The organism is Microvirga sp. 2MCAF38 (assembly GCF_052115485.1).
Classification (GTDB): Bacteria; Pseudomonadota; Alphaproteobacteria; order Rhizobiales; family Beijerinckiaceae; genus Microvirga.
In genome coordinates, this window is sequence record NZ_JBFRGU010000006.1 from 1 (window position 1) to 23562 (window position 23562).

Here is a 23562-nt window from a genome sequence, read left to right on the forward strand (position 1 = left end):
ATACCGAACTTCGCACCGGGGTTCAGAACCAGCGCATAGGTCACCGTGTCCCCGACGACACCCGCCGGGCGAACGTTTGCCACCGCCGCATAAGCCAGCGCGTTCTCCTGAATCGACACAGACCCGCCAACAACAACAGGGGCAATCGGCCCCGTGGGCTGGGTTGTCAGCGAAACCGTTCCGTCGACGAACTTGAGTGTCTGGATGTTCCGCAGTTCGTCTGTGCCATCGTGGTCGACACGCTTGTCGGCAACAGTCCAACTGCCGTCGCTATTTTTTGTGATGGTGTAGTCTGATTTCTGACCGGAAAAGACGGCAACGTTCTCACCTGCTCCGCCGTCCAACGTGTCATCGCCTTGACCGCCCTGGAGCGTATTGTCTCCGCTATTACCCGTAATGACATTGTTCAGGGCATTGCCCGTGCCGCCGAGATTGGCACTCCCCGTCAGGATGAGATTCTCTACCTGATCGATCAGGGTGTAGGAAAGCGAAGCTTGGACCGTGTCGATCCCCTCGTCTGCGTTCTCAATAACGAGATCGACGGCGTCGTCCACGATATAGGTGTCGTTGCCCGCGCCGCCCCGCAACTCGTCCGCGCCCGCACCGCCGTCGAGAACGTTGTTGCCGTCGTTACCGACGATCACGTTGGACATCGCATTGCCGGTCCCGTCGATATCGCCGCTGCCCGTCAGAACGAGCTTTTCGATATTCGCCGCAAGCACAAACGAAACCGAGGCTTCGACCGTATCGTCGCCCTCGCCCGCATATTCGATGACCCGGTCACCCTCATGGTCCACGATGTAGAGATCGTTGCCGGCGCCTCCCCGAAGCTCGTCCGCGCCCTCGCCGCCGTCCAACACGTTGTTGCCGCTGTTGCCAACGATCACGTTGGATATCGCGTTGCCGGTCCCGGCAAGATCCGCCGTTCCTCTCAGAACGAGGTTCTCGACATTCGCGCCGAGCACATAGCTGACCGACGCACGGACCGTGTCGACCCCTTCATCCGCATTCTCGATAACGAGATCGCCGGCGTCGTCCACGATATAGATGTCGTTGCCTGCCCCACCTCGCATCTCATCTGCGCCGGCACCGCCGTCGAGAATGTTGTCGCCGCTATTACCCGTAATGACATTGTTAAGGGCGTTGCCAGTGCCGTTGAGATTGGCACTCCCCGTCAGGGCGAGATTTTCTACGTGATCGGTCAGCGCGTAGGAAAGCGAAGCCCGGACCGTATCGATCCCCTCGTCAGCGCTCTCGACGACGAGATCGCCGGATTCGTCCACGACATAAACGTCGTCGCCCGCGCCGCCCCGCAGCTCATCCGCACCTGTGCCGCCGTCCAGTGTGTCAGCACCTTCGCCGCCGTCGAGAATATCGTCCCCGCCGCTGCCGGAGATTGAATCGTTCCCATCTCCACCCAGAAGCGTCTCGCTCCCGTCTCCCCCATAGGCGGTGTCATCGCCGCTTCCGAGGTCGACAATCCCACTGATTACTCCTCCGCGCCCATCGTAGAGATCATCTCCGCCGAGAAGCGAAACCTTGCCCCAAAGCTGGCCGATATTGCGAACGGTATCTCGCCCTTCTCCGCCCTGAACGGCAGTTTCAGCGACAACCACACCGGAATTGTTAAAGGACGCAGCCGATTCCGTTTTCGTCGCCAAGGCTACGCCGATACTTCCGATGCCTCCCAGCGCCCGGATCGTCCCCGTGTTCGTCACCTGGCTGCTGTTGGGAAGTCGAATTCCATATGTGATGGCCGTGATGGTTCCGGAATTTACGATCTGGGTGCCTGTCGCAAAGTCATCATCCCCCAGGATTCCGATTGCGCCGGTAATAACACCCGTGTTGGCGACCATCGAGTCGGTGTAACCTATAAAGATCGCCTGCTGGGTTCCGAAGACCTGGCCATAGTTGCTTATTATCCCGCTATTGATGAAGATTCCGGTCACCCCACCCTGCACCACTCCGGTCGTGCCAATATTGATGGTGCTGCCCAGCCCCACGAAAAAGATGCCTGTATCTTGGCCGGAGACAAATCCATAGATGGAAGCTCCTTGATCGAAGGGATACTCGGTCCCGGTAATCCCGTAACTCGTGGCACTTTGAATCGAGCCCTGTTCGGTGACGATCAGATGGTTACCCGAATAAACATACTGCTCATAAACATCTGAACCAGAAAAATATTCGATAGCCATAACGAGCTCCTGAACGCGCGTGTATACGACATTAATCTAACTATAAACTACAGAACGTCCAGTCAAAACTAAATTTACGCTAAAGTATGTGATACTTTAACTTAAAATGATACATTATATCCACAAAATTAGGCTATCTATATCATATATATACTCTAGATAGTATAATGATATAATATATAATTGTCAAGAACTGGCGCCCAGATCAAGTCTTAACGACACTTTTTTCAGGGCAGACAGGCGGATCGGCGGTCGATCATCGCGGCGACAACGGGTCCGTACGGATCGATTACCGGTTCAGAAAACCGGCCCCTGACCAGCTAGTATCGATGCACGAACCGTGCAGTGCCGATTCCGATTCGACGAGCGTTTGACTGACCTCGTAGATCACCTCGGCGGCTCGCGAATAACCGCGATGTAGAGAGAATCCCAAGCGTCAGATCGGTCCAGAAGTGGGTGCAACCTGTTCGATGAACTCAGGCTGACGTTGATGTCGTTGGCAGTCGTTGACATCGATCGTCGACCCACCGGTGGAAGCAAGGGCACAGGTCGGCAGCGACGGAAGCCGCAACCGGCGAGGACTCAGACGAGTCCATCGCAATCGACTAGTATGGCGCTTCCACGACGATGCCGAGGTTTCGGCAGCGAAGCGTGTTTTTTAAGCCTGGCCTTTTGGGCCGCGCGGCGGCCTATCCTCAAATCCGCGCAACGACGCTCTTGAGTTTGCAATAGCTCCGCAGGCACGGGTCCGAAAATCTCTTCCTGCACGATGGGATCTTCGACGCTTCGCGCCAGAATGACGGTCGGCTCGAAGAACCAGCCTTCCTTGATCCGCTCACTCTGTGCGATCCGGCCACCCGTCAGGATCGTGTTTCCGGCCGCGCGTGCCGCTGCCAAGTGGGTATCGATTTTTGCGAGATGCTGAATCGAATTGACGGGACCAAGATCGCAATCCGTGAGGCCATGGCATCCGCATCGCACGGTTGCGGGCGACAAGTTTTTCCAGGAAGACGAGCCTACCTTGATGAGGTCATTTCCGCTCGAGCTGTTGACGATTTCGACGCCCACGTTTCTGACGCGATGGTGATCGTCTTCTCGACGTTCGCGCCCGCCAGATCCGTCGCCTTGACGACAAGATCGAAGGTGCGCTGCTGTTCGAAATCGATCCGAATACCGTCCTTACCAACGACGAGCCACTCGCCGTTGATGCTCTCGATGCCGAAAAGTCCCCCCGCCGTCCGTTACCGCCGCCGCCGACAAGACTGTCACTACCTACATCTGTCATTTTTGCTTTTGCCGTCCAACGTATCGTCACCGCCCGCTGTCGATGGTATCATTGCCACGCTGAACCTTGACGTATTCGCTAATTGGAACCTCCGGGCCCCAAGCTGGTTCCTAGCCAATATTCTTCGATCTGCGGAGAATGCCCATGGCGCAAATCAACACGGCCACTCAGGCAACCATCCCGCTACCAAACAAAACTTCGGTCGAGCTGACCGTAAATGGTGTTGAAGCCAAGCTTGATGTCGCTCCGTGGACGACTTTGCTGGACGCGCTACGAGAGCATCTCGATCTCACCGGCACGAAAAAGGGTTGCGATCACGGCCAATGCGGGGCCTGCACTGTGCTGGTCGACGGACGACGGATCAACTCTTGCCTCACGCTTGCCGTCATGAAGGACGGCACCCAAGTGACCACGATCGAGGGTCTTGCGACAAAGAACGGGGTATTACACCCGCTGCAACAGGCATTTATCGACCATGACGCGTTCCAATGCGGCTATTGCACGCCCGGCCAAATCTGCTCGGCGGCGGGGCTGATCGCTGAAGGCCACGCAAAAAACCCTGACGAAATCCGCGAGTTGATGAGCGGCAACATCTGTCGCTGCGGCGCTTATCCGAACATCGTTGCGGCCATCCGGCAGGTGATGGAGGCATCATGATCAATTTCCAATACGCGCGCGCCAACGATGTCGCCGACGCGGTTCGACAACTTGGAGCCGAGCCCACGGCAAAGTTCATCGCTGGTGGTACCAACTTGCTTGATCTCATGAAGGAGGATGTCGAGCGTCCTACCCGGTTGATCGATATCACGCGGTTGCCGCTCTCGAAGATCGAAGAGACCGCTGACGGCGGTGTGCGGATCGGTGCGCTTGTGACCAATGCGGATCTCGCCTGGAGCGCGCTGATTGCACAACGATACCCAGTGCTTGCAAGCGCCATTCTGGCGGGCGCTTCGGCGCAGTTGCGCAACATGGCGTCTACCGGTGGCAATCTCTTGCAGCGTACGCGTTGCTTATACTTTTACGACACGGCGACGCCATGCAACAAGCGCGAACCCGGTAGCGGTTGCTCCGCGATAAAGGGCCTCAATCGTATCAACGCGATTTTAGGGACGAGCGATACCTGCATCGCCACCCATCCCTCCGACATGTGCGTGGCACTCGCCGCCCTCGAAGCAAAAGTTCATGTCGCCGGACTTAAGGGGGAGCGCATCATCCCCTTTGCGAATTTTCATCGCTTGCCCGGGAACACGCCGCAGCGCGACACCAATCTGGATACGAGCGAGATCGTCACCGCAGTGGAACTTCCGGTCCAGGGTTTTGCCAAGAATTACACCTATCTCAAAATCCGCGATCGTCTGTCCTATGCCTTTGCACTGGTGTCCGTAGCGGTTGGGTTGGAGATGGACGGCAATACGATCCGCCAAGCTCGGTTCGCCCTCGGCGGCGTGGCGCATAAACCTTGGCGGGATCAGTCGGCCGAAGCCACTTTGATTGGACAAGTTGCGAGCCCAGACATTTTCAAACGCGCAGCGGGCCTGGCGCTACGCGATGCCAAGGGTTTCGAGCACAACACGTTCAAGATCGAGCTCGCACATCGCACCATCGTTCGCGCACTGACACAAGCGGCACAGGGCACGCCGCAATCGCAAACCAACAAGAAAATCGCGTGAGGCTGCAATGCCACGTTACCGCTTCACACGCTCAAACTTAGGTGACATCAGCCGTCGAGGTGTCTTGCGGGGGGCTGTCGCCGCGAGCTTACTCGGACGCGGCGTCAACGCCGCTTCGTTCTCCGCAGTCACAGCTGAACAAGAAGGTCAAGCGAGCAAGCCAATGGGATCTTATATCGGTAGTCCCGCCTCTCGCGTCGACGGACGTGACAAGGTCACGGGAGCGGCGAAATATGCTGGTGAGTTCAAGGCGTCTGGTCTCGTCCATGGCAGCGTCGTCGGCTCGACGATTGCAAGGGGGCGAATTGCAAGCATCGATATCGGCGAAGCCATGAAAGTCGATGGTGTCATCGCCATACTATCGCACGAAAACCGACCACCCATGGCCGACAACGACAAGGCCTACAAGGACGATGTGGCGCCCGATGAGGGCTCACCGTTCCGCCCCCTGTATGACGACAAGATAAGGTTCAGCGGACAGCCGATCGCGTTGGTGTTAGCCGAGAACTCCGAGACCGCACGCTTCGCGGCTTCGCTCGTCCGCATGAGCTATGAAACGGCCCCTCACGTCACCGATATATACAGCAAACTAGACGACGCCTTTGCCCTGAAGACGCCCGCAAAGCCACGGGGCGACGCAGCGAAAGCCTTTGCGGCGTCCGATGTGCGTCACCATGGCGAGTACTATGTCCCGATCGAACATCACAATCCCATGGAGCCGTATGCCTCGACTGTCACGTGGGATGGTGGCGGAAAGATCACGATCTATGACAAAACCCAAGGGGTGCAGAATGTGCATCGTTATGTATGCGGCGTCTTCGACCTGAAGCCGGAAGATGTCCGCATCATGTCGCCTTTTGTCGGCGGTGCATTTGGCTCCGGCCTGCGGCCACAATATCAGGTCGCTCTCGCTGTATTGGCAGCGCGTGCGCTGGAGCGTTCGGTGCGTGTGGTGCTGACACGCCAGCAGATGTATTCCCTCGGCTACCGGCCCGCGATGATCCAGCGGATCGAGCTGGGCGCAAAGACCGATGGAGAGATCGACGCGATCACACATGACGCGATCACGGTGACGTCGCAATACGAGGACTTCCATCGTCGTGAGACCATCTGGTCAAATCTTCTCTACAAGAGCGCTAATGCGAGGTATGCACACAAATTGGTGCGGCTCGATCTTGCGACGCCGTGCGATATGCGTGCCCCGAGCGCTGCGACCGGTGTCTATGCACTCGAATCCGCGATGGATGAACTCGCGGTCGCACTCGAGCTTGATCCGGTCGAACTTCGCTTACGATGTTACTCGGAGCGTGATCAGGACACCGGTTTGCCATATAGCAGCAAGAGCCTGCGCGAATGTTACCGGCAGGGTGCAGAGGCGTTCGGGTGGGACAAACGCAGCCCAGAGCCTCGCACAATGCGCGACGGTAGCGAGTTGGTCGGTTGGGGCATGGCGACGGGAATCTGGGAGGCGTTGCAGGTACCGATCACAGTTCGTATTGCGCTGACCGCTAATGGGCGGGCACAGATTTCGTGCGCGACATCCGATATCGGCACCGGAACCTACACGATCATGGCGCAGGTCGCAGCTGACATGCTTGGCCTTCCCCTCGAAAGTATCGATGTCAGGCTGGGCGATTCGACACTACCGCAGTCGCCGGTGGAAGGCGGATCCTGGATCGCGGCCTCAGTATCGAACGGAATCGTCACAACCGCCAACGCCATTCGCGAAGAACTGCTGCGTCTAGCAAAAGGAATGCCGAATTCGTCACTCGCGACGACAACTCTGGACAGTATCACCCTCTCCGGCGGCATGATCGTTAGTAAACAAAACAACACCCATGCCGTGACAATCGCAGATGCGATGCGGCATGGCGGCGTCGATCAAATCGTACAGGAGAAGACCACACGCTTCGCCAACGACGGCTCCCACGCGCATAACACGCATTCGGCGGTCTTCGCCGAGGTGAAAGTGGACGAGCAACTGGGTGTCATCCGTGCCACGCGCATCGTCAGCGCCGTCGCGGCCGGGCGCATATTGAACGCCAAGACGGCGCACAGCCAGGTCATGGGTGGTATGGTTTGGGGCATGGGAATGGCCCTCCACGAGGAAACACTGATCGATCACAATTTCGGCCGCATCATGAACGCCAACATCGCGGAATACCATGTTCCAGTGAACGCCGACGTGCACGACATCGAGGTGATCTTCGTCGACGAGCAGGATGAGATTATCAATCCGCTAGGGGTCAAAGGGCTAGGCGAGATCGGTATCGTGGGTGTCCCGGCCGCGATCGCCAATGCAATCTACCACGCTACAGGAAAACGGGTGCGCGATCTGCCGATCACGCTCGACAAGCTGAGCCGTATTTCATAGCTGCTTTTTTCATCCGGAGATAACATGTTCTCGGGAAACACAGATATCTTAAAGACTGCCGAGGCTTGGAGTCGCGCCGGCAGAGGCGTCGCGATAGCAACGGTGGTCGAGACGTGGGGCTCCGCTCCTCGCCCCGTCGGCAGCCACCTCGTCATCGACGAGAATACCAATTTTTGTGGATCCGTTTCGGGCGGTTGTGTTGAAGGCACGGTTATTGCTGAAGCCCTGGCAGTCATTGCCGACGGAAGATCACGGATGTTAGAATTCGGAGTCGCCGATGAAACGGCCTGGAAGGTTGGGCTTTCATGCGGTGGGCGGATCAAAGTCTACGTTGAACGGATAGACTAGGGTGCTCATACCTGCGTGTCGCTTTCGGGCGTCATTCCACCAGAGATTTGAGGGAACGACATGCGGCTAGACCTCCTATCCGATCTCAATGCGGAGTGGGCAGCCCGACGTACCGCGGTTCTCATCACCGATATAGCCTCGGACGAACAGCGCCTTGTCCGAGAAAAGGAGGTCGGAGGAGATTTCCTTGCCAAGGAATTGCAGGAGCGCCTGCGACACGGAAAAAGCGGTTTGGTGGAACGAGAAGGCCGTCAGTTCTTCCTGACCGTGCAGGTACCCACGGTGAGGGTCATCATCATCGGCGCCGTGCATATCAGCCAGGCGCTGGCCCCTATGATGAAAAGCCTCGATCTTGACGCCACCATCATCGACCCACGCACGGCCTTCGCGAGCCGGGAGCGCTTTCCGGATGTGCCGGTGCTGCCCGAGTGGCCCGATGATTCGCTGCCGGACTTGAAACTCGACCGCTACACGGCTGTCGTAGCTCTCTCTCACGATCCGAAGATCGACGACCCGGCCCTTGTGGCCGCGTTGCGTACACAATGCTTCTACATAGGCGCGCTCGGCTCGCGGAAAACACATGAGCGCCGCATGCAGCGTCTTATGGCGGCCGGCGTCGCGGAGACTGATCTTGCCCGCATCCATGCGCCGATCGGGCTCGACATTGGAGCAGTCTCGCCTGCGGAGATCGCCATCTCCATCCTCGCCGAGGTCATTGCGACCCTGCGAAACGAGCGGAGGCGGTCGCCATGACGTTCGGCCTTTTTTCGGGAACCATCGTCTCGCCGGACGCAGCGTCCGGCATGGTGAGAACGGACATGAATGATGTGGCAGCCATCGTCCTCGCCGCCGGACGCAGCACCCGGTTCGACGAAGAGCCAAAACTGTTGGCTTCTCTTCGTGGCAAGACCCTCATACGCCACGCGGTCGAGGCCGCTCTTGGGTCCGTGGCCGAACCGGTGATCGTGGTGACCGGTCATCGAGCCGAGGAGATAGAGGCGGTGCTGAGGAACCTCCCAGTTCAAGTCGTTCGTAACCGCTTCTTTGCGGACGGGCTTTCCACATCCCTGAAAATCGGGTTTGCCGCACTGCCACCCGGGACTAGGGCCGCCGTCATTCTCCTTGGCGATATGCCCCTCATCACAACAGGTCTGATCGATACGCTTGTGAATCACTGGCGAGCGCTGGGAGCGCCAGCGGCGCTGGTCCCGACGGTGAACGGACAACGCGGCCACCCTCTTGTGATCTCCCGTGAACTCGAGAGCATGGTCCAAGAACTTTCCGGGGACGTGGGCGCAGGGCCGAGCCTTCGAGAGAGAGCCGATGTTGTGGAGTGGCCCGTCGCCGATCCGGCTGTTCTCCAGGATGTCGACACAGCAGAAGAACTCAAAAAACTTTAGCCTTAAGGCTGCCTCTGCCTCCTCTGGAACCGGTCCATAAGGTCGAGCTCTAAGTGGTGTTCGGTCCATCGATAGACACGTTTCAGGGTTGCTTCGATCGCGGATTCCGGCTTTTTGGTTAATTCGTGGCACGAATTGATTTCCGCCGAAAGAATGCGCTTCCGCATACAGAACTGTATCTTCAATATGTGGAGTCGCCTCTGGCGGCCAACACTGTGCACGGATAAGCTAATATCCTTGGATTGCCCGTAAGAGTTTTTTATGCGGAGTTTGTCGATGACGTCGTCTGTCAATCATAGCGGTCACCAGAGGAATCCTGGAATTGACCTCGATCTGAGCTGGCTCGACGATATCCGTCACGTCAATCGGAGCGCCCTTGAAAGGCGCACGCAAACGCTCTCACGCCGACGGAGCATCAAGGGCGAATATCAGGCCGCGTGGCTCTTGCGCTCCATCGCCTGCATGGACCTGACGACGTTGTCGAGCCACGATACGGACGAGCGCGTGCGACGTCTCTGCGCCAAGGCAAGGCAACCGTTGCGACCGGAAATGATCGCTCAACTCGGGCTGGGCGATACCGTTATCCGCCCCGCAGCCGTGTGCGTTTATCACCCGTTTGTCGCAACCGCGGTCGAGGCCCTTCAAGGCACTGGAATTCAGGTCGCCGCTGTTTCGACGGCATTCCCGCACGGGCTCGCTCCTTTCGCGACCCGTCTGCGGGAGATCGAGGAATCGGTTGCCGATGGGGCAACCGAGATCGACGTCGTGATCACACGAGGACATGTGCTGAGCGGGCAATGGTCGGCCTTGTATGATGAGGTCAAAGCCTTTCGGGCAGCCTGCGGCGAGGCTCATCTCAAGGTTATTCTTGGGACCGGTGAGTTGTCCACCTTGCGCAATGTGATGCGCGCGTCGCTCGTCTCCATGATGGCCGGTGCGGACTTCGTGAAGACCTCGACCGGCAAGGAAGCCGTCAACGCGACGCTTCCTGTCGGGCTTGCGATGGCTCGATCAATTCGAACATATCATGAGCGCACGGGCTGGCTTGTCGGATTCAAGCCTGCGGGCGGGATTTCTTCCGCAAAACAGTCTCTCGACTGGCTCGCGCTGATGCGCGAAGAGCTTGGTTTGACATGGCTGGATCCGACACTGTTCCGGTTCGGCGCAAGCAGCCTTCTCACCGATATCGAGCGCCAGCTCGAACATTTCCTGACAGGCCGCTATTCGGCCAACCACCGCCACGCAATCGCATAAGAACGACGGGGAATACCGTGAATATTCTGGAGAAGTACGCCACCATGGAATATGGACCGTCCCCAGAGGCCCGCAACGAGGCCGATGCCTGGCTGGCGCAACGAAACTTTGGCGAAGCGCTTTTCATCGACGGTTCCTGGCGTGCGCCTGTATCGGCCGAAGCCTTTGAGGTTATCGAACCGGCCACGGGCCTTACGATTGCCAACGTGGCTTCTGCAGGCGCGGAAGATGTTGCAGCTGCCGTTGCGGCCGCGCAGCGGGCGCAGGCCGCCTGGGGCGCCACATCGGGCTTCGAGCGGGCGCGTGTCTTGTATGCGCTCGGACGCATGCTGCAACGCAACGCGCGTCTCTTCGCCGTGCTGGAATCGATCAATAACGGCAAGCCGATCCGCGAAAGCCGGGACATCGATGTTCCCCTCGCGGTTCGTCACTTTCTCTACCACGCGGGCTGGGCGCAGGCGATGGAGCGCGAGTTCCCCGGCTACAAGCCCGTGGGCGTCGTCGGACAGATCATCCCCTGGAACTTTCCACTGTTGATGTTGGCATGGAAGATCGCGCCGGCTCTGGCCGCCGGTTGTACGGTCATTCTGAAACCGGCGGAGTTCACGCCGCTGACGGCCATTCTGTTTGCCGAAATGTGCGAGCGTTGCGGCGTGCCGAAGGGTGTCGTGAACATTCTGCCCGGCGGCCCCGAAGCAGGCGCTGCGATTGTCCGGCATCCGGATATCGCCAAGATCGCTTTCACGGGATCGTCCGAGGTCGGCAAACTGATCCGGAAGGAGACGGCGGGGTCGGGCAAGAAATTGTCGCTGGAACTCGGCGGCAAGTCGCCTTTCATCGTTCTTGAGGATGCAGATCTCGACAGCGCCGTCGAAGGCCTTGTCGATGGGATCTGGTTCAATCAGGGACAGGTATGCTGCGCCGGATCCAGGCTCCTGATGCATGAAAGCATCGCGGAGAAATTCATCGCAAAGACGAAGGCGCGCATGGCGCAAATGCGCGTCGGCAGCCCCCTCGACAAGAACACCGATATCGGTGCCATCGTCGCCTCCGTGCAGATCGAGCGTATCCGTGAATTGGTCGCCGAAGGGGAGAAGCAAGGAGCAGTGTGCTGGCAGCCGGATTGCGCGCTCCCGTCCTCCGGACTCTTCTATCCGCCGACGCTCGTCACCAATGTTTCGCCTGCCAACATCCTCGTGCAGGAGGAAATCTTCGGCCCGGTTCTCGTCGCGATGACGTTCCGCACCATCGACGAGGCCATCGAACTCGCCAACAACAGCCGCTATGGTCTCGCCGCATCCGTATGGAGCGAGAACATGAACGCGGCGCTCCATGTCGCGCCGCAATTGAAAGCGGGCGTGGTCTGGCTCAACGGCACCAACATGTTCGACGCGAGCTGCAGCTTCGGCGGATATCGCGAGAGCGGATTTGGCCGCGAAGGCGGGCGCGAAGGATTGCAGGAATATCTCGTTCCTCAATCGTCTTCAAAGCCGCTGTATCGTCCGCTGCCGGAGCTTGAAGCCGTCGAGGGCGACGAGGGTGAAAGCCTCGGCATCATCGACCGGACCCATAAGCTGTACATCGGCGGAAAGCAGGTTCGTCCGGACGGCAATTATTCGATGCGTGTTGCCGACAGCGCGGGACGGTTCGCAGGAGAGGTCGGTCTCGGAAGTCGCAAGGATATCCGCGACGCGGTCACGGTCGCGCGGGCCTGCCACAGCTGGTCCGAGACGACCGCCTATAATCGCTCGCAGGTGCTCTACTTCCTGGCGGAAAACCTGTCATCGCGCGCGGTGGAGTTCGCCAACCGCCTGCAACAGTTGACGGGAATGACGGCCGAGGCCGCTACGAACGAGGTCGAGCTCTCGATCAAATGCATCTTCGCTTATGCCGGATGGGCGGACAAGTTCGAGGGCCGCGTCCATTCTCCGCCCATGCGCGGGGTCGCGATCGCCATGAACGAACCGGTCGGCACGATCGGGATCGTCGCGCCGGACGATACGCCGCTGTTGGGCTTCGTTTCGATGATTGCGCCCGCGCTCGCCATGGGTAATCGCGTGATCGCGGTTCCTTCCGCCCGCTATCCGCTGGTCGCCACCGATCTGTTCCAGGTCCTCAACATCTCGGATCTCCCAGCCGGATCGATCAACATCGTCACCGGCCGGAGCGCCGAACTCGCTCTGGTCCTCGCCCGTCATGATGACGTCGACGGACTCTGGTGTGTTGCCGAGAGCGAGATCTGCCGAACCGTCGAGGCGGAGTCCGCAGGCAACATCAAGCGCGTATGGACCAATGCCGGGCTTGTTATCGATTGGCAAGCGGAGGGAGCTCATGAAGATGTTTGGCTGCGGCGCGCAACTGAGGTGAAGAACGTCTGGATCCCCTACGGCGAGTGACCAACGCGTCGTGATGGGATCAGATTGTGCTTCGCAGGCGGACACATCGAGGGCGAAGCCAGGGGAGCGCAATATTCCTATTTACGACTGTCGTCGATGACGTAGTAGTCAGCTTCAATCGTCTGTGGGGCCTCCCTGTTTCCACTCATCCGGCGAAACCGCCATCGGCTAAAAATCGCGATTCCTACAGCAACGGGGATCGCGATCAAGGCGAGGCCCGCAGCCAGCGCGAGCAAAAGCAACCCAAGCGAAACCGCAATGACCAACACCAAAAAGGCGCCCCAACGCGGCACCCGGACAAACCGAATTCCCATGATCGTTTGACCTCGACCGATCAACTCATCCCTCGACTGCAACAAATTTTCAGCGCTGATATATGTGATGATCGCCATAGCGATCCGCAAGATCGCCTCGAGAGAATGACTGCCTCGCGACTCTCACTCATTCAGAGCAAAAAGTCCTGATTTAGGCAAAGCGCGTGACTTGAAGCCGAGCGCCAAATGCCGCCGAAAAGCATATCCTAGAGCATGATCAGAAGTGGAAACCGGTGTTTGCCCGGATCATGTGGCATCAAACTCTAGACGATCTCGTCAGGCTTCCGTTTGACGATGTTCATGATCTCTCCGGCAATACCACGACGAAAGAGAAGGACGCAGATGACGAAGATGATGCCGATCAGCACCGTAACGGGAAAGTCCGAGGTGGCGAGATAGTTTTGCAGGGCAATCACGAGCCCTGCTCCGACGACAGGCCCAATCAAAGTGCCGATGCCGCCGAGAAGCGTCATCAGGATGACCTCGCCGGACATCTGCCATTGCACATCGGTCAGCGTTGCGAATTGAAAGACGATAGCCTTCGTCCCACCCGCAAGGCCAGCCAACGCCGCCGACATGACGAATGCGCCGAGCTTGTAGCGGTCGACGCGGTAGCCGAGCGAGATGGTCCGTCTCTCATTCTCCCGAATGGCCTTGAGAATGTTACCGAACGGCGAATTCACGATGCGCCACACGGCAAAGAAGCCAAACAGGAAGATGGCGAGAGTGACGTAATACATGGCCAAAGGCTCGTTGAGATCGACGAGACCGAGGAGCCGGCCGCGCGGCACACCCTGGATGCCGTCTTCACCATGCGTGAAAGGTACTTGCAGGCAGATGAAGGCGAACATCTGCCCGAGCGCCAGCGTGATCATGGCGAAATAGATGCCCTGGCGACGAATGGCGAGCGAACCGACCACGAGCCCCAGAAAAGCAGCGCCGGCAACGCCAAGAAGAATTCCGGCAAGCGGCTCGAAACCCCAAACCTTGACCGCATGCGCCGTGAAATAAGCAGCACCGCCGAAAAAGGTCGCGTGACCGAATGAGAGAAGCCCCACATACCCAATGAGGAGATTGAACGCGCAGGCGAACAGCGCGAAACACAGCACACTCATCAGAAAGACTGGATAGAGGAAAAAGGGCGCAGCAAGCAGAGCCGCGATTGCGATGACGCCAAACGCCATGTTCGATGCCCGAAACTTCGACTGAACCGAGGAATGCAGAACTTTTGCAGTCATACTCATTCCTCCCGACCGAAGAGGCCCGCAGGTCTGACGAGCAGAACGATGGCCATGACTACGAAAATCACGATGCTCGAGGCTTCGGGATAGAAAACCTTGGTGAGCCCCTCGAGTACACCCAGCATATAACCCGTAACGATGGCGCCAAGGATCGAACCCATACCGCCGACGACGACCACGGCGAAGACGACAATGATGAGGTTGGAGCCCATGAGCGGGCTCACCTGATAGATGGGAGCCGCCAGCACCCCCGCCAGCGCCGCGAGCGCCGCACCCAGTCCATATGTCAGCGTCAGAAGTCGCGGCACGTTCACGCCGAAGGCCTGAACCAGGGTCGCGTTTTCTGTGGACGCGCGCAGATACGATCCGAGACGCGTCTTCTCGATAAGAAGCCAGGTCGCCAGACAAATAGCCAAGGATGCGACGACCACCCACCCGCGATAGATGGGCATGAACATGAAACCGAGATTCAGCGCACCGGTCAGTTGCGAGGGTGGCGCATAAGGTTTGCCCGCGGCGCCGAACCAATAGCGAAACGCTCCCTCGAAGATGAGAGCCAGTCCGAAGGTCAGCAAAAGCCCGTAGAGCGGGTCCAGACCATAGAGACGGCGCAGCATCGTGAGTTCGATTACAACCGCGACCGCGCCGACGATGAGGGGAGCGAGAATGAGGGACGGCCAGTATCCGATACCGGCATAGTTAAGGAGCCCGTAAGCAGCAAAAGCGCCGAGCATGTACTGCGCTCCGTGAGCGAAGTTGATCACCCGAAGCAAGCCGAAGATGACCGCGAGGCCAAGGCTCAGCAGTGCGTAGAACGAACCATTGATGAGCCCGATGAGGATCTGGCCGTAGAGGGCGGGCGTCGGAATGCCGAATATGGTGGTCATGGCGTCCTCAAACCCCGAGCACTTCGTGGAGCTGGCTCGCATGGGCATCGAGCTCATGCGTCGGGAAGGAATTCACCATGCGCCCATCCTCCATGAGATAGAAGCGATCGGCCACCTTACGCGCGAAGCGGAAATTCTGCTCCACGAGAAGAACCGTCATGCCGCGCTCTTTCAGTGCCACGAGCACGTCTCCGATACGCTGAACGATCACAGGAGCAAGCCCTTCCGTCGGCTCGTCCAGAAGCAGGATTTTGGCGCCTGTCCGAAGCACGCGGGCAATGGCGAGCATCTGCTGCTCGCCACCCGACAGTTTGGTGCCCTGGCTTGAGCGTCGCTCATGCAAATTCGGAAAGAGACGATAGATTTCCTCAACGCTCATGCCGTTCTCCGCCACCTTCGGCGGGAGCATGAGGTTCTCCTCCACATTGAGGCTCGCGAAAATACCGCGCTCCTCTGGCACATAACCCAGACCAGCTTGCGCTACGCGGTGGAGCGGCAAGCCCAGAAGATCCTGTCCGCGCAACCGGATGACCCCTTCGCGCCGGCGAAGAATCCCCATGATTGCCCGCAAGGTCGTCGTCTTGCCGGCACCATTGCGGCCGAGCAGCGTCACGGTTTCACCTTCACGGATATCGAGATCGATACCATGCAGGACGTGGCTCTCGCCGTACCAGGCATTAAGCCCCCGAACTTCGAGAAGAGGGGCGTCAGTCATGCTCAGTTCCCATATAGGCTTCGCGCACTCGGGGATCGGCGCTGACGGTCTCATATGATCCATCGGCCAGGATCTCACCGCGAGCCAGAACGGTGACCCTGTCACAGAGATCGGCAACAACATTGAGGTTGTGCTCAACCATCAGCACTGTACGGCCTTTGGCAATGCGGCGAATGAGTTCGGTGATGCGGCCTATATCCTCATGCCCCATCCCCGCCATCGGCTCATCGAGAAGGAGCATGGCGGGTTCAAGAGCGAGCGTCGTCGCAATTTCGAGCGCACGTTTACGGCCATACGACAACGCCACAGCGGGCCGATGCGCATAGCTCGTGAGGCCGACAGCGTCGATGAGTTCCATGGCCCGCTCATCCAACGCTGTAAGTACCGATGAAGAACGCCAGAACTGGGTGGCAAGGTTCGAGGGGCGCTGCAGTGCCACGCGTACATTGTCGAGCACCGTCAGATTCGGAAACACCGCCGAAATCTGAAAAGAGCGGACGAGACCGAGTCGAGCAACCTCGGTAGGCTTCATGGCCGTGATGTCGCTTCCGCGAAAGGTGATCTGGCCGCGCGTCGGCGTCAGGAATTTGGTGAGCAGGTTGAAGACGGTCGTCTTGCCGGCGCCATTGGGGCCGATCAAAGCATGAACCGATCCCTCATGCACGGAAAGCGTCACATCCTTCACGGCGACAAAGCCGCGAAACTCCATGGTGAGTTTTGTGGCGCTCAGGATAGGCTGGTTATGGACCATACTGCCGACAATCTCGCGCGATGAACAGGCGATAGCGGGTGAGGATAAGACGCCCCGTTTGAAACTCCCGCGAAATCTGACCCGAACCGGGCAACAGGGACAGCATTGCCGTCCCTGTTGCGATGACGAAGAACTACTGCGTCAGCTGACAACCGCTCTGAGCGAAGGTGAGAAACGCCTCATCGCCGGGCACCTTGGCGAGCTGCTTGAACATATCCCAATCGCTCTTGCTCTCGTCAGGCTTCTTCACCTGGAAGAGATACATGTCGTAGACCATGCGGCCATTGGGCAAGACCTTCCCCTTCTTGGCGAACACGTCCTCCACGGGCATCTCATGCAAGAGCTTCGCAACCGGCTCGGTCGCGTCCGTGCCCGCCTTTTGAACCGCCTTCAAATATTGCAAGACAGCTGAGTAGGTGCCGGTGTGGATCATGTTCGGCATGCGGCCGGTCTTTTCCATGAAACGTTTTGCAAAGGTGCGGTTTTCGTCGCTCTGATCCCAATACCAACCCTCCGTGAGGGTCAGTCCCTGCGCCGCCTTCAGACCCAGGCCCTTCACCTCCGCCAACGTGAAGAGAAGTGCCGCGAGACGCGTGCCGCCTTGGGTCAAACCGAATTCCCCGGCCTGCTTGATCGCATTCGCGGTATCGAGACCCGCATTGGCCAAGCCGACGACATTGGCGCCGGAGCTTTGTGCCTGCAAAAGGAACGAGGAGAAGTCGTTGGCACCCAAGGGATGACGTACGGAACCGAGAACCTGCCCACCCTTCGCCTTCACGACTTTCGATGTTTCGTCTTCGAGCGAATAGCCGAAGGCGTAGTCAGCGGTGAGGAAGAACCATTTATTGCCACCGTTCTCCACCAGCGCGCCCCCGGTTCCGACGGCGAGTGCGTGCGTATCGTAGGCCCAATGGAAGCCATAAGGCGAACATTGCTTGCCGGTCAGATCCGTCGTCGCCGCTCCAGTGACGATGTTGATCTTCTTCTTCTCTTTCGAGATGCCCTGGACCGCCAGCGCGACCGAAGAGGTCGTCAGCTCCATGATCGCGTCGACCTTGTCGGTATCGTACCATTGCCTGGCGATACTCGACGCTACGTCAGGTTTATTCTGGTGGTCCGCGCTGACGATCTCGACCGGCACGCCGAGAACCTTGCCGCCGAAATCCTGGATCGCCATGCGTGCCGCCTCAACGGAAGATTTTCCGCCGAAATCCGCATAGACGCCGGACTGATCGTTCAAGATGCCTATCTTGACGACGCCATCGGATGCCTGCTGCGCGTAAGCGGATTGCGCCAGGACGCTGCAGCTCAAAGCAAAGAGCACCTTCTTGAGATCACGCATGGCTTTCCTTCCCTTCGTTTTCCAGGCCGGAATAAATCGAGCCTGCTTGTGATCTCATCGTGAAATCATGGAAGGTCATGGTCAAGTAACGGTTCAGCTCAACAAGGCTATGTAAGCTCATCCTTAAGTCGCAGTCTAGTCGTCGCACTTATGTCCGTATCGAGATCGAATTTTCTTGCCTGAAAGTTCTGAAGATTAGACAGCTACTTTTCATCGTGCATAGCTGTTGCAATCGCCCCCACAGCGAATGGTCGAAGAAAGCGCACGAGTTCGCAGTTCGGCGTTCGCACTCGCACGCGAGGGATGATGGGGCAGGTATGTCAGCCGCAACCGCGGCTTAGGCTGCGCGCAGCCTCTGAAGAACTTGCCGGGCAGCACGGTCCCCCTCAAGAGTTGCGCCACCGACCGTCATCGCTCCACCACCTGCGCTCGCCTCTCCCGCGAGCCAAATCCGGTCGCCGATCGGCATTCGCAACGCCTCACGGGCGGAGATGTGCCCCGGTTTCACGATGGAGTACGAACCGAGGGAATGCGGATCGGTCCACCACCCGGCAAGGCGCCCGCCCGTCACTGTCTCCCGAATGCGGCTGCCGACCATCGAGACCAATCGCTCTAGGGCGAAGTCCATGGCCGCGCCCTCCCCGCCTTGGCACAGGTTCCGCGCGCGGTCACCGCCGATATGAGCGACCACGAGCGGCTGGCCATCCGGCCAGAACTCGAAGCTCGTCACCGCACCGTCCGGAGCAATGTCAATGAAATCGGTTGCGTCCACTCCGCCAAACCGCTCACGATCGACTCGCAGGGCAATCTTGGTCAATGCCCCCATATGAAGTCCATCGAACGCCTGCTGAATGTCGGAAGGAAGACTCGGTGTGAAGCGCAGAGTGCCAGCCTGGAGAACACCGATTGGTACCGTCACGATGGCGGTTTGGGCCCTCAGCAACCCGCGCGAGGTCTCGGCCTCGACACGCCCCTCTCCCCAACGCAGATGCTTCACCGTGGTCTCGAGGTGCACGGGAATGTCCGCCGCGTACCGCTCGACCAGCGCGCCATATCCACCAACCGGAATATAATCGTCTCCACTCCACAGCTGGTCATAATCCTGAAGGGATACACGATCCGGATCTTCGCCCAGCGCGAAAAGCGTGATGCCACCCGCTGCATCGGCGATTTCTGAGGGCTTGTCACGGACCGCGTCCGCGAACGAGGAATCGACCGATCCGGTGGCTTCGATTAAGCTCTCGACCTGACCATTGGCGAGACGCCGCCTCCTGCGCTCGGCATCAGACAAGAGAGCGCCATTGCGATAGACGCGCAGGCCACCGCCCTCTTCTTCCTCATCGAGACGTACGCCAAGCTCAGTCGCAATCTTCCGCCACGGATTGCGGTCGCGCCAATGAACATAGTGGGCACCGGCGTCAAAAGATGCGTCAAGGGATCGGTCGGTATAAGCACGCCCACCGATCCGAGAGCGCGCTTCAACAACGGTCACGGTTCGCCCGACAGAGCGCAGCGTCTTGGCCGCGGCGAGACCCGCTGCACCAGCACCAACGATCAGGACATCAACATCCGTGGCGAGCGCTCTGCGAGCGATGGCGAATGATGCGACACCGGCCATAACTCCGCGTCGGGAAATACGCATGAGGTCCTGTCTCTTTCAATCTGACACAAGGCTCTGGGCGTGCTCTTCGGATCAAGATTGAAAACCGACATCAAGATAGGGCACACCGTCAAGCTAAGCCGGCAAGAGGCGCGATGCGGCACATGCAGGCAACGTGATTACTGTAGGCAGACTGGCTCATTTTTATGGCGAGTCGATTCCTCCCCAAGTTCAGCGGCACAATGGGCGGGCAACGCGTCCGCGAGTGCAGCCCGTTGGATGGTTGAAGCGTGACGGAACTCTTTCCCCATTGCCTCTGTTACTGTTGGACAACGAGGAGCATCGACATGGACCGCGGATTTCCCTCCATGACTGCCCTACTCGGGCTTATTGCGGTAGCCGGTTACCAGAATCGCGACAAGATTGCGGAAATGCTCCGCGGGCAGGTGTCGGGAAACGCCGGTACGCCCGCAAGCCGTGGTCAGCAACAAGGCGGCTTGGGTGGGCTGCTCGGAAGCCTTGGCGGAGCAGGTGCCGGCGGCCTACTAAGCAGCGGTTTGGGTCAATTGTTGGAGCAGTTTAAGCAGAGCGGCCAGGGCGAAACGGCGGAATCCTGGATCGGAACAGGCCCGAACAAGAGCGTCGCTCCTCAACAAATTGAACAGGCCGTCGGGCCGGATGTACTCGCCACCCTGTCCCAGCAGACTGGGCTCTCACGCGACGAGATCCTCGCGCGATTGTCACGAAATTTGCCGCAGGCTGTCGACCAATACACACCGGAGGGTCGACTCCCGACCTAGTGTCGACTTGCCTGTCTATCTCTCAAGATCGACACGCAACGCCAACGGTTTCCGTCGGGTGCATCGCTCGTGAGTACCGCGCCGTGGGATCTCAATTGATCCACCGGACGGCGTTCAAACTGCCCGGCCTCTTCGCCGAAGATGCGATCATAAATTTGCGATAACGGATCGCGCGAAATCATCGGTGGATAGCTGTCCTCCAAGATCGCCTGTGCATTGCCCATTTCGGTATGCGCTAAGGATCGCCGAGCGCAATTGATCTGCCTTATCTTGCTCACCGACATGCTCCAACATCATTCCGGCCGCCAACAGCAGCGCGGTTGGGTTTGCAATCCCTTTGCCGGCAATATCCGGTGCCGTTCCATGGACCGCTTCAAAGATTGCGGTGTCCCTTCCGATATTGGCGCCCGGTACCAGTCCAAGGCCTCCGACAAGACCGGCGATAAGATCGGAGAGAATGTCGCCGAATAGGTTGGTCGTCACGATGACGTCGTATCGCTCCGGGTGAAGCACGAGCTCCATCGCGCATGCATCCACGATCCGTTCGTCGATCTTCAGACGTCCTTCATACTCCGGAGCCAACTCCAGGGCGGCTTCACGAAAAACCCCTGTGAGGATTTTTAGGATATTGGCCTTGTGAACGACAGTAACCCGTTTTCGTCCGAGCCTGACCGCAAGATCGAAAGTATGGCGCAGAACTCGGAAGGCTCCCTCCTTCGTGTTGATCCCAACTGCAACACCAACTGCATGAGGATCTCCTCCAACTTCGATGTAGTGTTCGCGACCGACATACAATCCTTCGAGATTTTCCCTTACCAGAATGATGTTTACGTTGTCGTAGCGCCCTGGGATCATGGTTCGCGCAGGTCGGACATTTGCGTACAGTTTGAAAGCTTCGCGAAGTCGGACGGTGGCTGAGCGATACCCTCCCCCTTGCGGCGTTGCGAGAGGTCCTTTCAAGGCAAGCCCTGTACGACGGATACTCGCCAACGTCTCTTCAGGCAAAGGGTCGTGTCCATCCGCGACGGCAGCGAGTCCCGCCTGCTTCTCGTCCCAGACAAAGGGAGCGCCGAGCGCGTCCAGCACCGAGATTGTTGCCCTCGTGATCTCCGGCCCGATACCGTCACCGGGGATCAGCGTGACATCGATCTTTTCCCTTTTCGCTGCCATCATTTCTCGACCGTAATCTTGTTCTCAAGAACGCCGACGCCTGAGATCTCGACGCGAACAGAATCCCCGTCGTGCAGGAATCGCGGAGGATCGAACCTTGCTCCGGAGCCGGTCGGCGTTCCCGTCACGATGAGATCGCCCGGCTGAAGTGTTGTGAAGGTCGAGATGTAATGAATGAGATAATCAATGGGAAAGATCATGCGTTCGATTTTATCTTCCTGGCGCAAATCGCCGTTGACCCACGTCCGCAAATGGAGATCGCCAAGGCCGGAAGGCTCTTTCAGAACATCGATCCAGGGGCCTATGCTTCCCGAAGCGTCAAAGTTCTTTCCCTGCGTGACGTTGAACTTTGCGTGCCGCATCCAATCGCGCACGCTTCCTTCGTTGCAGATAGAAAGTCCGAAGATGTGCTCGAGGGCGCTCTCGCGTGGGATACGTCGCCCGCCCTTTCCGATCACCACGACGAGTTCGCCCTCATAATCAAGTTGCGGGGACTCCGGCGGCAAAAGGATAGGCTGCCCGTGCCCCACAAACGAGCCACGTGTGCGCAGGAAAAGGCTCGGGAATTTCGGAAGATCCGAGCCATCCTTGTACTCGGCATTGCGGTCCGGATAGTTGACGCCGACGCAGATGATTTTGTCCGCATCGGGAACGGGAATCCGGAAGACGATCTCATCCAGCCGATAATCCGGCGTTGCACCACGGCATAGATGCTCGAGTTCGTTCATCCCGTTGCGGGCGACGACGTCGCGAACCCCTGAGAAGGTCGTTCGCTCTGAAAGATCGAACACCCCATCACCGATCACAATGCCGAAGCGGTCCCGACCGGCCGCGTGGAAGCTTATCAAGCGCATGAGAAAAGACCTCAGTTAAGAAAGCCGGCGGCGGACAGGACGCGGTCTAGCCGCTGTTCAAGTTCTTTAGTTGCCGGCATCATGGGCAAGCGATGCTCATTTCGCTCAAGGAAACCGAGCCGCTTAGCCATGTATTTCACGGGAATGGGGTTCGTGTCGAAGAAGACCGCCTGATTGATCTCCAGGAGGCGATCATGCAGGCCTTTGGCTGTCGCGAGGTCGTTCTTCCAAACGGCCTCGCACATGTCGGCGAGCACTCGAGGTTGGAGATTGCCGACAGCGTTCATGAGACCGCAGGCGCCCACAGCCATCATGGGAAAGCTCAATTCTTCCAGACCGACGAAGATCCGGAAATCGTGGCCTAATCTGTGAAGAGCCTCCGATACGAAGCCAAGATCATTCACCGCGTGCTTCATGCCGACAAAATTCGGCGAGCGGTCCCTCATTTCGGCTAAAGTATCGATCGTTACGGACACAGCCGTCCGCCCTGGAATGTGGTAGACCATCCACGGAACATCGATCCCTTGCATGACTTCCATGTAGTAAGCGATCAAGCCACGCTGTGGTGGGCGGATGTAATATGGCGTGACGATAAGCAAGGCATCGGCTCCGGCTTCGGCAGCGGATCTTGTCAGAGCGCGGCTCTCCCCGAGCGACTGGGATCCTGTCGCCGCGACAACCGGAACCCGGCCTTTCGCAACTTCGATCCCAACCGAAACCAGTCTGTTTCTCTCTTCGAGTGTCAGCGTCGACGGTTCGGCAGTCGTGCCATTGACAAGGATCCCGTGTGATCCACCGGAGATCTGTGCCTCGACGAGACTCGCGTAGGCATCATAGTCGACCCGACCATTCTTGAACGGCGTCAGGACAGGCGGGATCGAGCCGCGAAGGCGGCTTCCTTTTCCAGCATCGCGCATTGGGCAACCCTTTTGGTGGTCAGTAAAGCTTTGAGACCGGCGGCGCACT

At 58.5% G+C, this 23562-nt stretch carries 21 protein-coding genes; 9 read left to right on the forward strand and 12 right to left on the reverse strand.

The genetic code is table 11. The annotated features are described in order from the left end of the window. On the reverse strand, window positions 1–2195 hold a 2195-nt coding region (locus AB4072_RS13410; RefSeq protein ID WP_441968598.1), incomplete at its 3' end, for a calcium-binding protein. A 582-nt stretch (window positions 2196–2777) separates the two neighbouring features. Then, window positions 2778–3191: an aldehyde dehydrogenase family protein gene (locus tag AB4072_RS13415; RefSeq protein ID WP_441968600.1), complete on the reverse strand. Its 414-nt coding sequence runs from the start codon at window positions 3189–3191 to the stop codon at window positions 2778–2780. Window positions 3192–3624: 433 nt separating this feature from the next. Here AB4072_RS13415 and AB4072_RS13420 point away from each other — a divergent pair, with 433 nt between their 5' ends. The 8 genes from AB4072_RS13420 to AB4072_RS13455 all read left to right on the forward strand — a co-directional run bounded on the left by AB4072_RS13420 (window position 3625) and on the right by AB4072_RS13455 (window position 12922). Beyond that, entirely contained in the window at window positions 3625–4137 is a 513-nt protein-coding gene (locus tag AB4072_RS13420) for a (2Fe-2S)-binding protein (protein WP_441968601.1), read from the forward strand. Then, window positions 4134–5150 carry an FAD binding domain-containing protein gene (locus AB4072_RS13425; RefSeq protein WP_441968603.1) on the forward strand — a complete coding sequence of 339 codons (1017 nt, stop codon included), beginning with the start codon at window positions 4134–4136 and terminating at the stop codon, window positions 5148–5150. Before AB4072_RS13420 ends, AB4072_RS13425 begins: the two co-directional genes overlap by 4 nt. 163 nt (window positions 5151–5313) lie before the next feature. Further along, the gene (locus tag AB4072_RS13430) at window positions 5314–7524 is read left to right on the forward strand and encodes a xanthine dehydrogenase family protein molybdopterin-binding subunit (RefSeq protein WP_441968605.1); all 2211 of its coding nucleotides are present in this window, start codon (window positions 5314–5316) and stop codon (window positions 7522–7524) included. 24 nt (window positions 7525–7548) lie between these two features. Further along, complete coding sequence (locus AB4072_RS13435) at window positions 7549–7872, forward strand: XdhC family protein (protein ID WP_441968607.1); 324 nt, start codon at window positions 7549–7551, stop codon at window positions 7870–7872. Window positions 7873–7932: 60 nt separating this feature from the next. Beyond that, window positions 7933–8625: an XdhC family protein gene (locus tag AB4072_RS13440; protein ID WP_441968609.1), complete on the forward strand. Its 693-nt coding sequence runs from the start codon at window positions 7933–7935 to the stop codon at window positions 8623–8625. Beyond that, a complete protein-coding gene (locus tag AB4072_RS13445) occupies window positions 8622–9272 on the forward strand; it encodes a nucleotidyltransferase family protein (protein WP_441968611.1) in 651 nt (216 codons plus the stop codon). Before AB4072_RS13440 ends, AB4072_RS13445 begins: the two co-directional genes overlap by 4 nt. Window positions 9273–9548: 276 nt before the next feature. Beyond that, entirely contained in the window at window positions 9549–10526 is a 978-nt protein-coding gene (gene deoC, locus AB4072_RS13450; protein WP_441968613.1) for a deoxyribose-phosphate aldolase, read from the forward strand. Window positions 10527–10543: 17 nt separating this feature from the next. Beyond that, window positions 10544–12922 (forward strand): aldehyde dehydrogenase family protein, encoded by a 2379-nt coding sequence (locus tag AB4072_RS13455; protein WP_441968615.1) that lies wholly within the window; start codon window positions 10544–10546, stop codon window positions 12920–12922. A 77-nt stretch (window positions 12923–12999) separates the two neighbouring features. On the opposite strand, the gene AB4072_RS13460 is transcribed toward AB4072_RS13455, so the two are convergent. The 7 genes from AB4072_RS13460 to AB4072_RS13490 all read right to left on the reverse strand — a co-directional run bounded on the left by AB4072_RS13460 (window position 13000) and on the right by AB4072_RS13490 (window position 19814). After that, on the reverse strand, window positions 13000–13314 hold the full coding sequence (locus AB4072_RS13460) for a hypothetical protein (RefSeq protein WP_441968617.1): 315 nt from the start codon (window positions 13312–13314) through the stop codon (window positions 13000–13002). 185 nt (window positions 13315–13499) lie between these two features. Continuing rightward, complete coding sequence (locus AB4072_RS13465; RefSeq protein WP_441969185.1) at window positions 13500–14420, reverse strand: branched-chain amino acid ABC transporter permease; 921 nt, start codon at window positions 14418–14420, stop codon at window positions 13500–13502. Window positions 14421–14476: 56 nt separating this feature from the next. Next, window positions 14477–15364, reverse strand: a complete 888-nt coding sequence (locus AB4072_RS13470) for a branched-chain amino acid ABC transporter permease (RefSeq protein ID WP_441968619.1) — start codon at window positions 15362–15364, stop codon at window positions 14477–14479. 7 nt (window positions 15365–15371) lie between these two features. Then, window positions 15372–16079 (reverse strand): ABC transporter ATP-binding protein, encoded by a 708-nt coding sequence (locus tag AB4072_RS13475; protein ID WP_441968621.1) that lies wholly within the window; start codon window positions 16077–16079, stop codon window positions 15372–15374. After that, entirely contained in the window at window positions 16072–16830 is a 759-nt protein-coding gene (locus AB4072_RS13480) for an ABC transporter ATP-binding protein (protein WP_441968623.1), read from the reverse strand. Before AB4072_RS13480 ends, AB4072_RS13475 begins: the two co-directional genes overlap by 8 nt. Before the next feature lie 133 nt (window positions 16831–16963). Beyond that, window positions 16964–18172, reverse strand: coding sequence for an ABC transporter substrate-binding protein (locus tag AB4072_RS13485; protein WP_441968625.1), 1209 nt, complete (start codon window positions 18170–18172; stop codon window positions 16964–16966). Window positions 18173–18509: 337 nt separating this feature from the next. Beyond that, window positions 18510–19814 (reverse strand): flavin monoamine oxidase family protein, encoded by a 1305-nt coding sequence (locus AB4072_RS13490; RefSeq protein ID WP_441968627.1) that lies wholly within the window; start codon window positions 19812–19814, stop codon window positions 18510–18512. Window positions 19815–20119: 305 nt separating this feature from the next. On the opposite strand from AB4072_RS13490, the gene AB4072_RS13495 reads away from it, so the two are divergent. Continuing rightward, entirely contained in the window at window positions 20120–20572 is a 453-nt protein-coding gene (locus tag AB4072_RS13495; protein ID WP_441968629.1) for a YidB family protein, read from the forward strand. Between the two features lie 147 nt (window positions 20573–20719). Here AB4072_RS13495 and AB4072_RS13500 read toward each other — a convergent pair whose 3' ends face one another. From AB4072_RS13500 to dapA, 3 genes are read right to left on the reverse strand one after another with little or no spacing between them, the layout of a single operon-like run. Then, window positions 20720–21745: an isocitrate/isopropylmalate dehydrogenase family protein gene (locus tag AB4072_RS13500; protein ID WP_441968631.1), complete on the reverse strand. Its 1026-nt coding sequence runs from the start codon at window positions 21743–21745 to the stop codon at window positions 20720–20722. Beyond that, window positions 21742–22596, reverse strand: a complete 855-nt coding sequence (locus AB4072_RS13505) for a fumarylacetoacetate hydrolase family protein (protein WP_441968633.1) — start codon at window positions 22594–22596, stop codon at window positions 21742–21744. The genes AB4072_RS13500 and AB4072_RS13505 overlap by 4 nt, the downstream gene beginning before the upstream one ends. 11 nt (window positions 22597–22607) lie before the next feature. Beyond that, entirely contained in the window at window positions 22608–23513 is a 906-nt protein-coding gene (gene dapA, locus AB4072_RS13510) for a 4-hydroxy-tetrahydrodipicolinate synthase (RefSeq protein WP_441968635.1), read from the reverse strand. Window positions 23514–23562 lie beyond the last annotated feature (49 nt).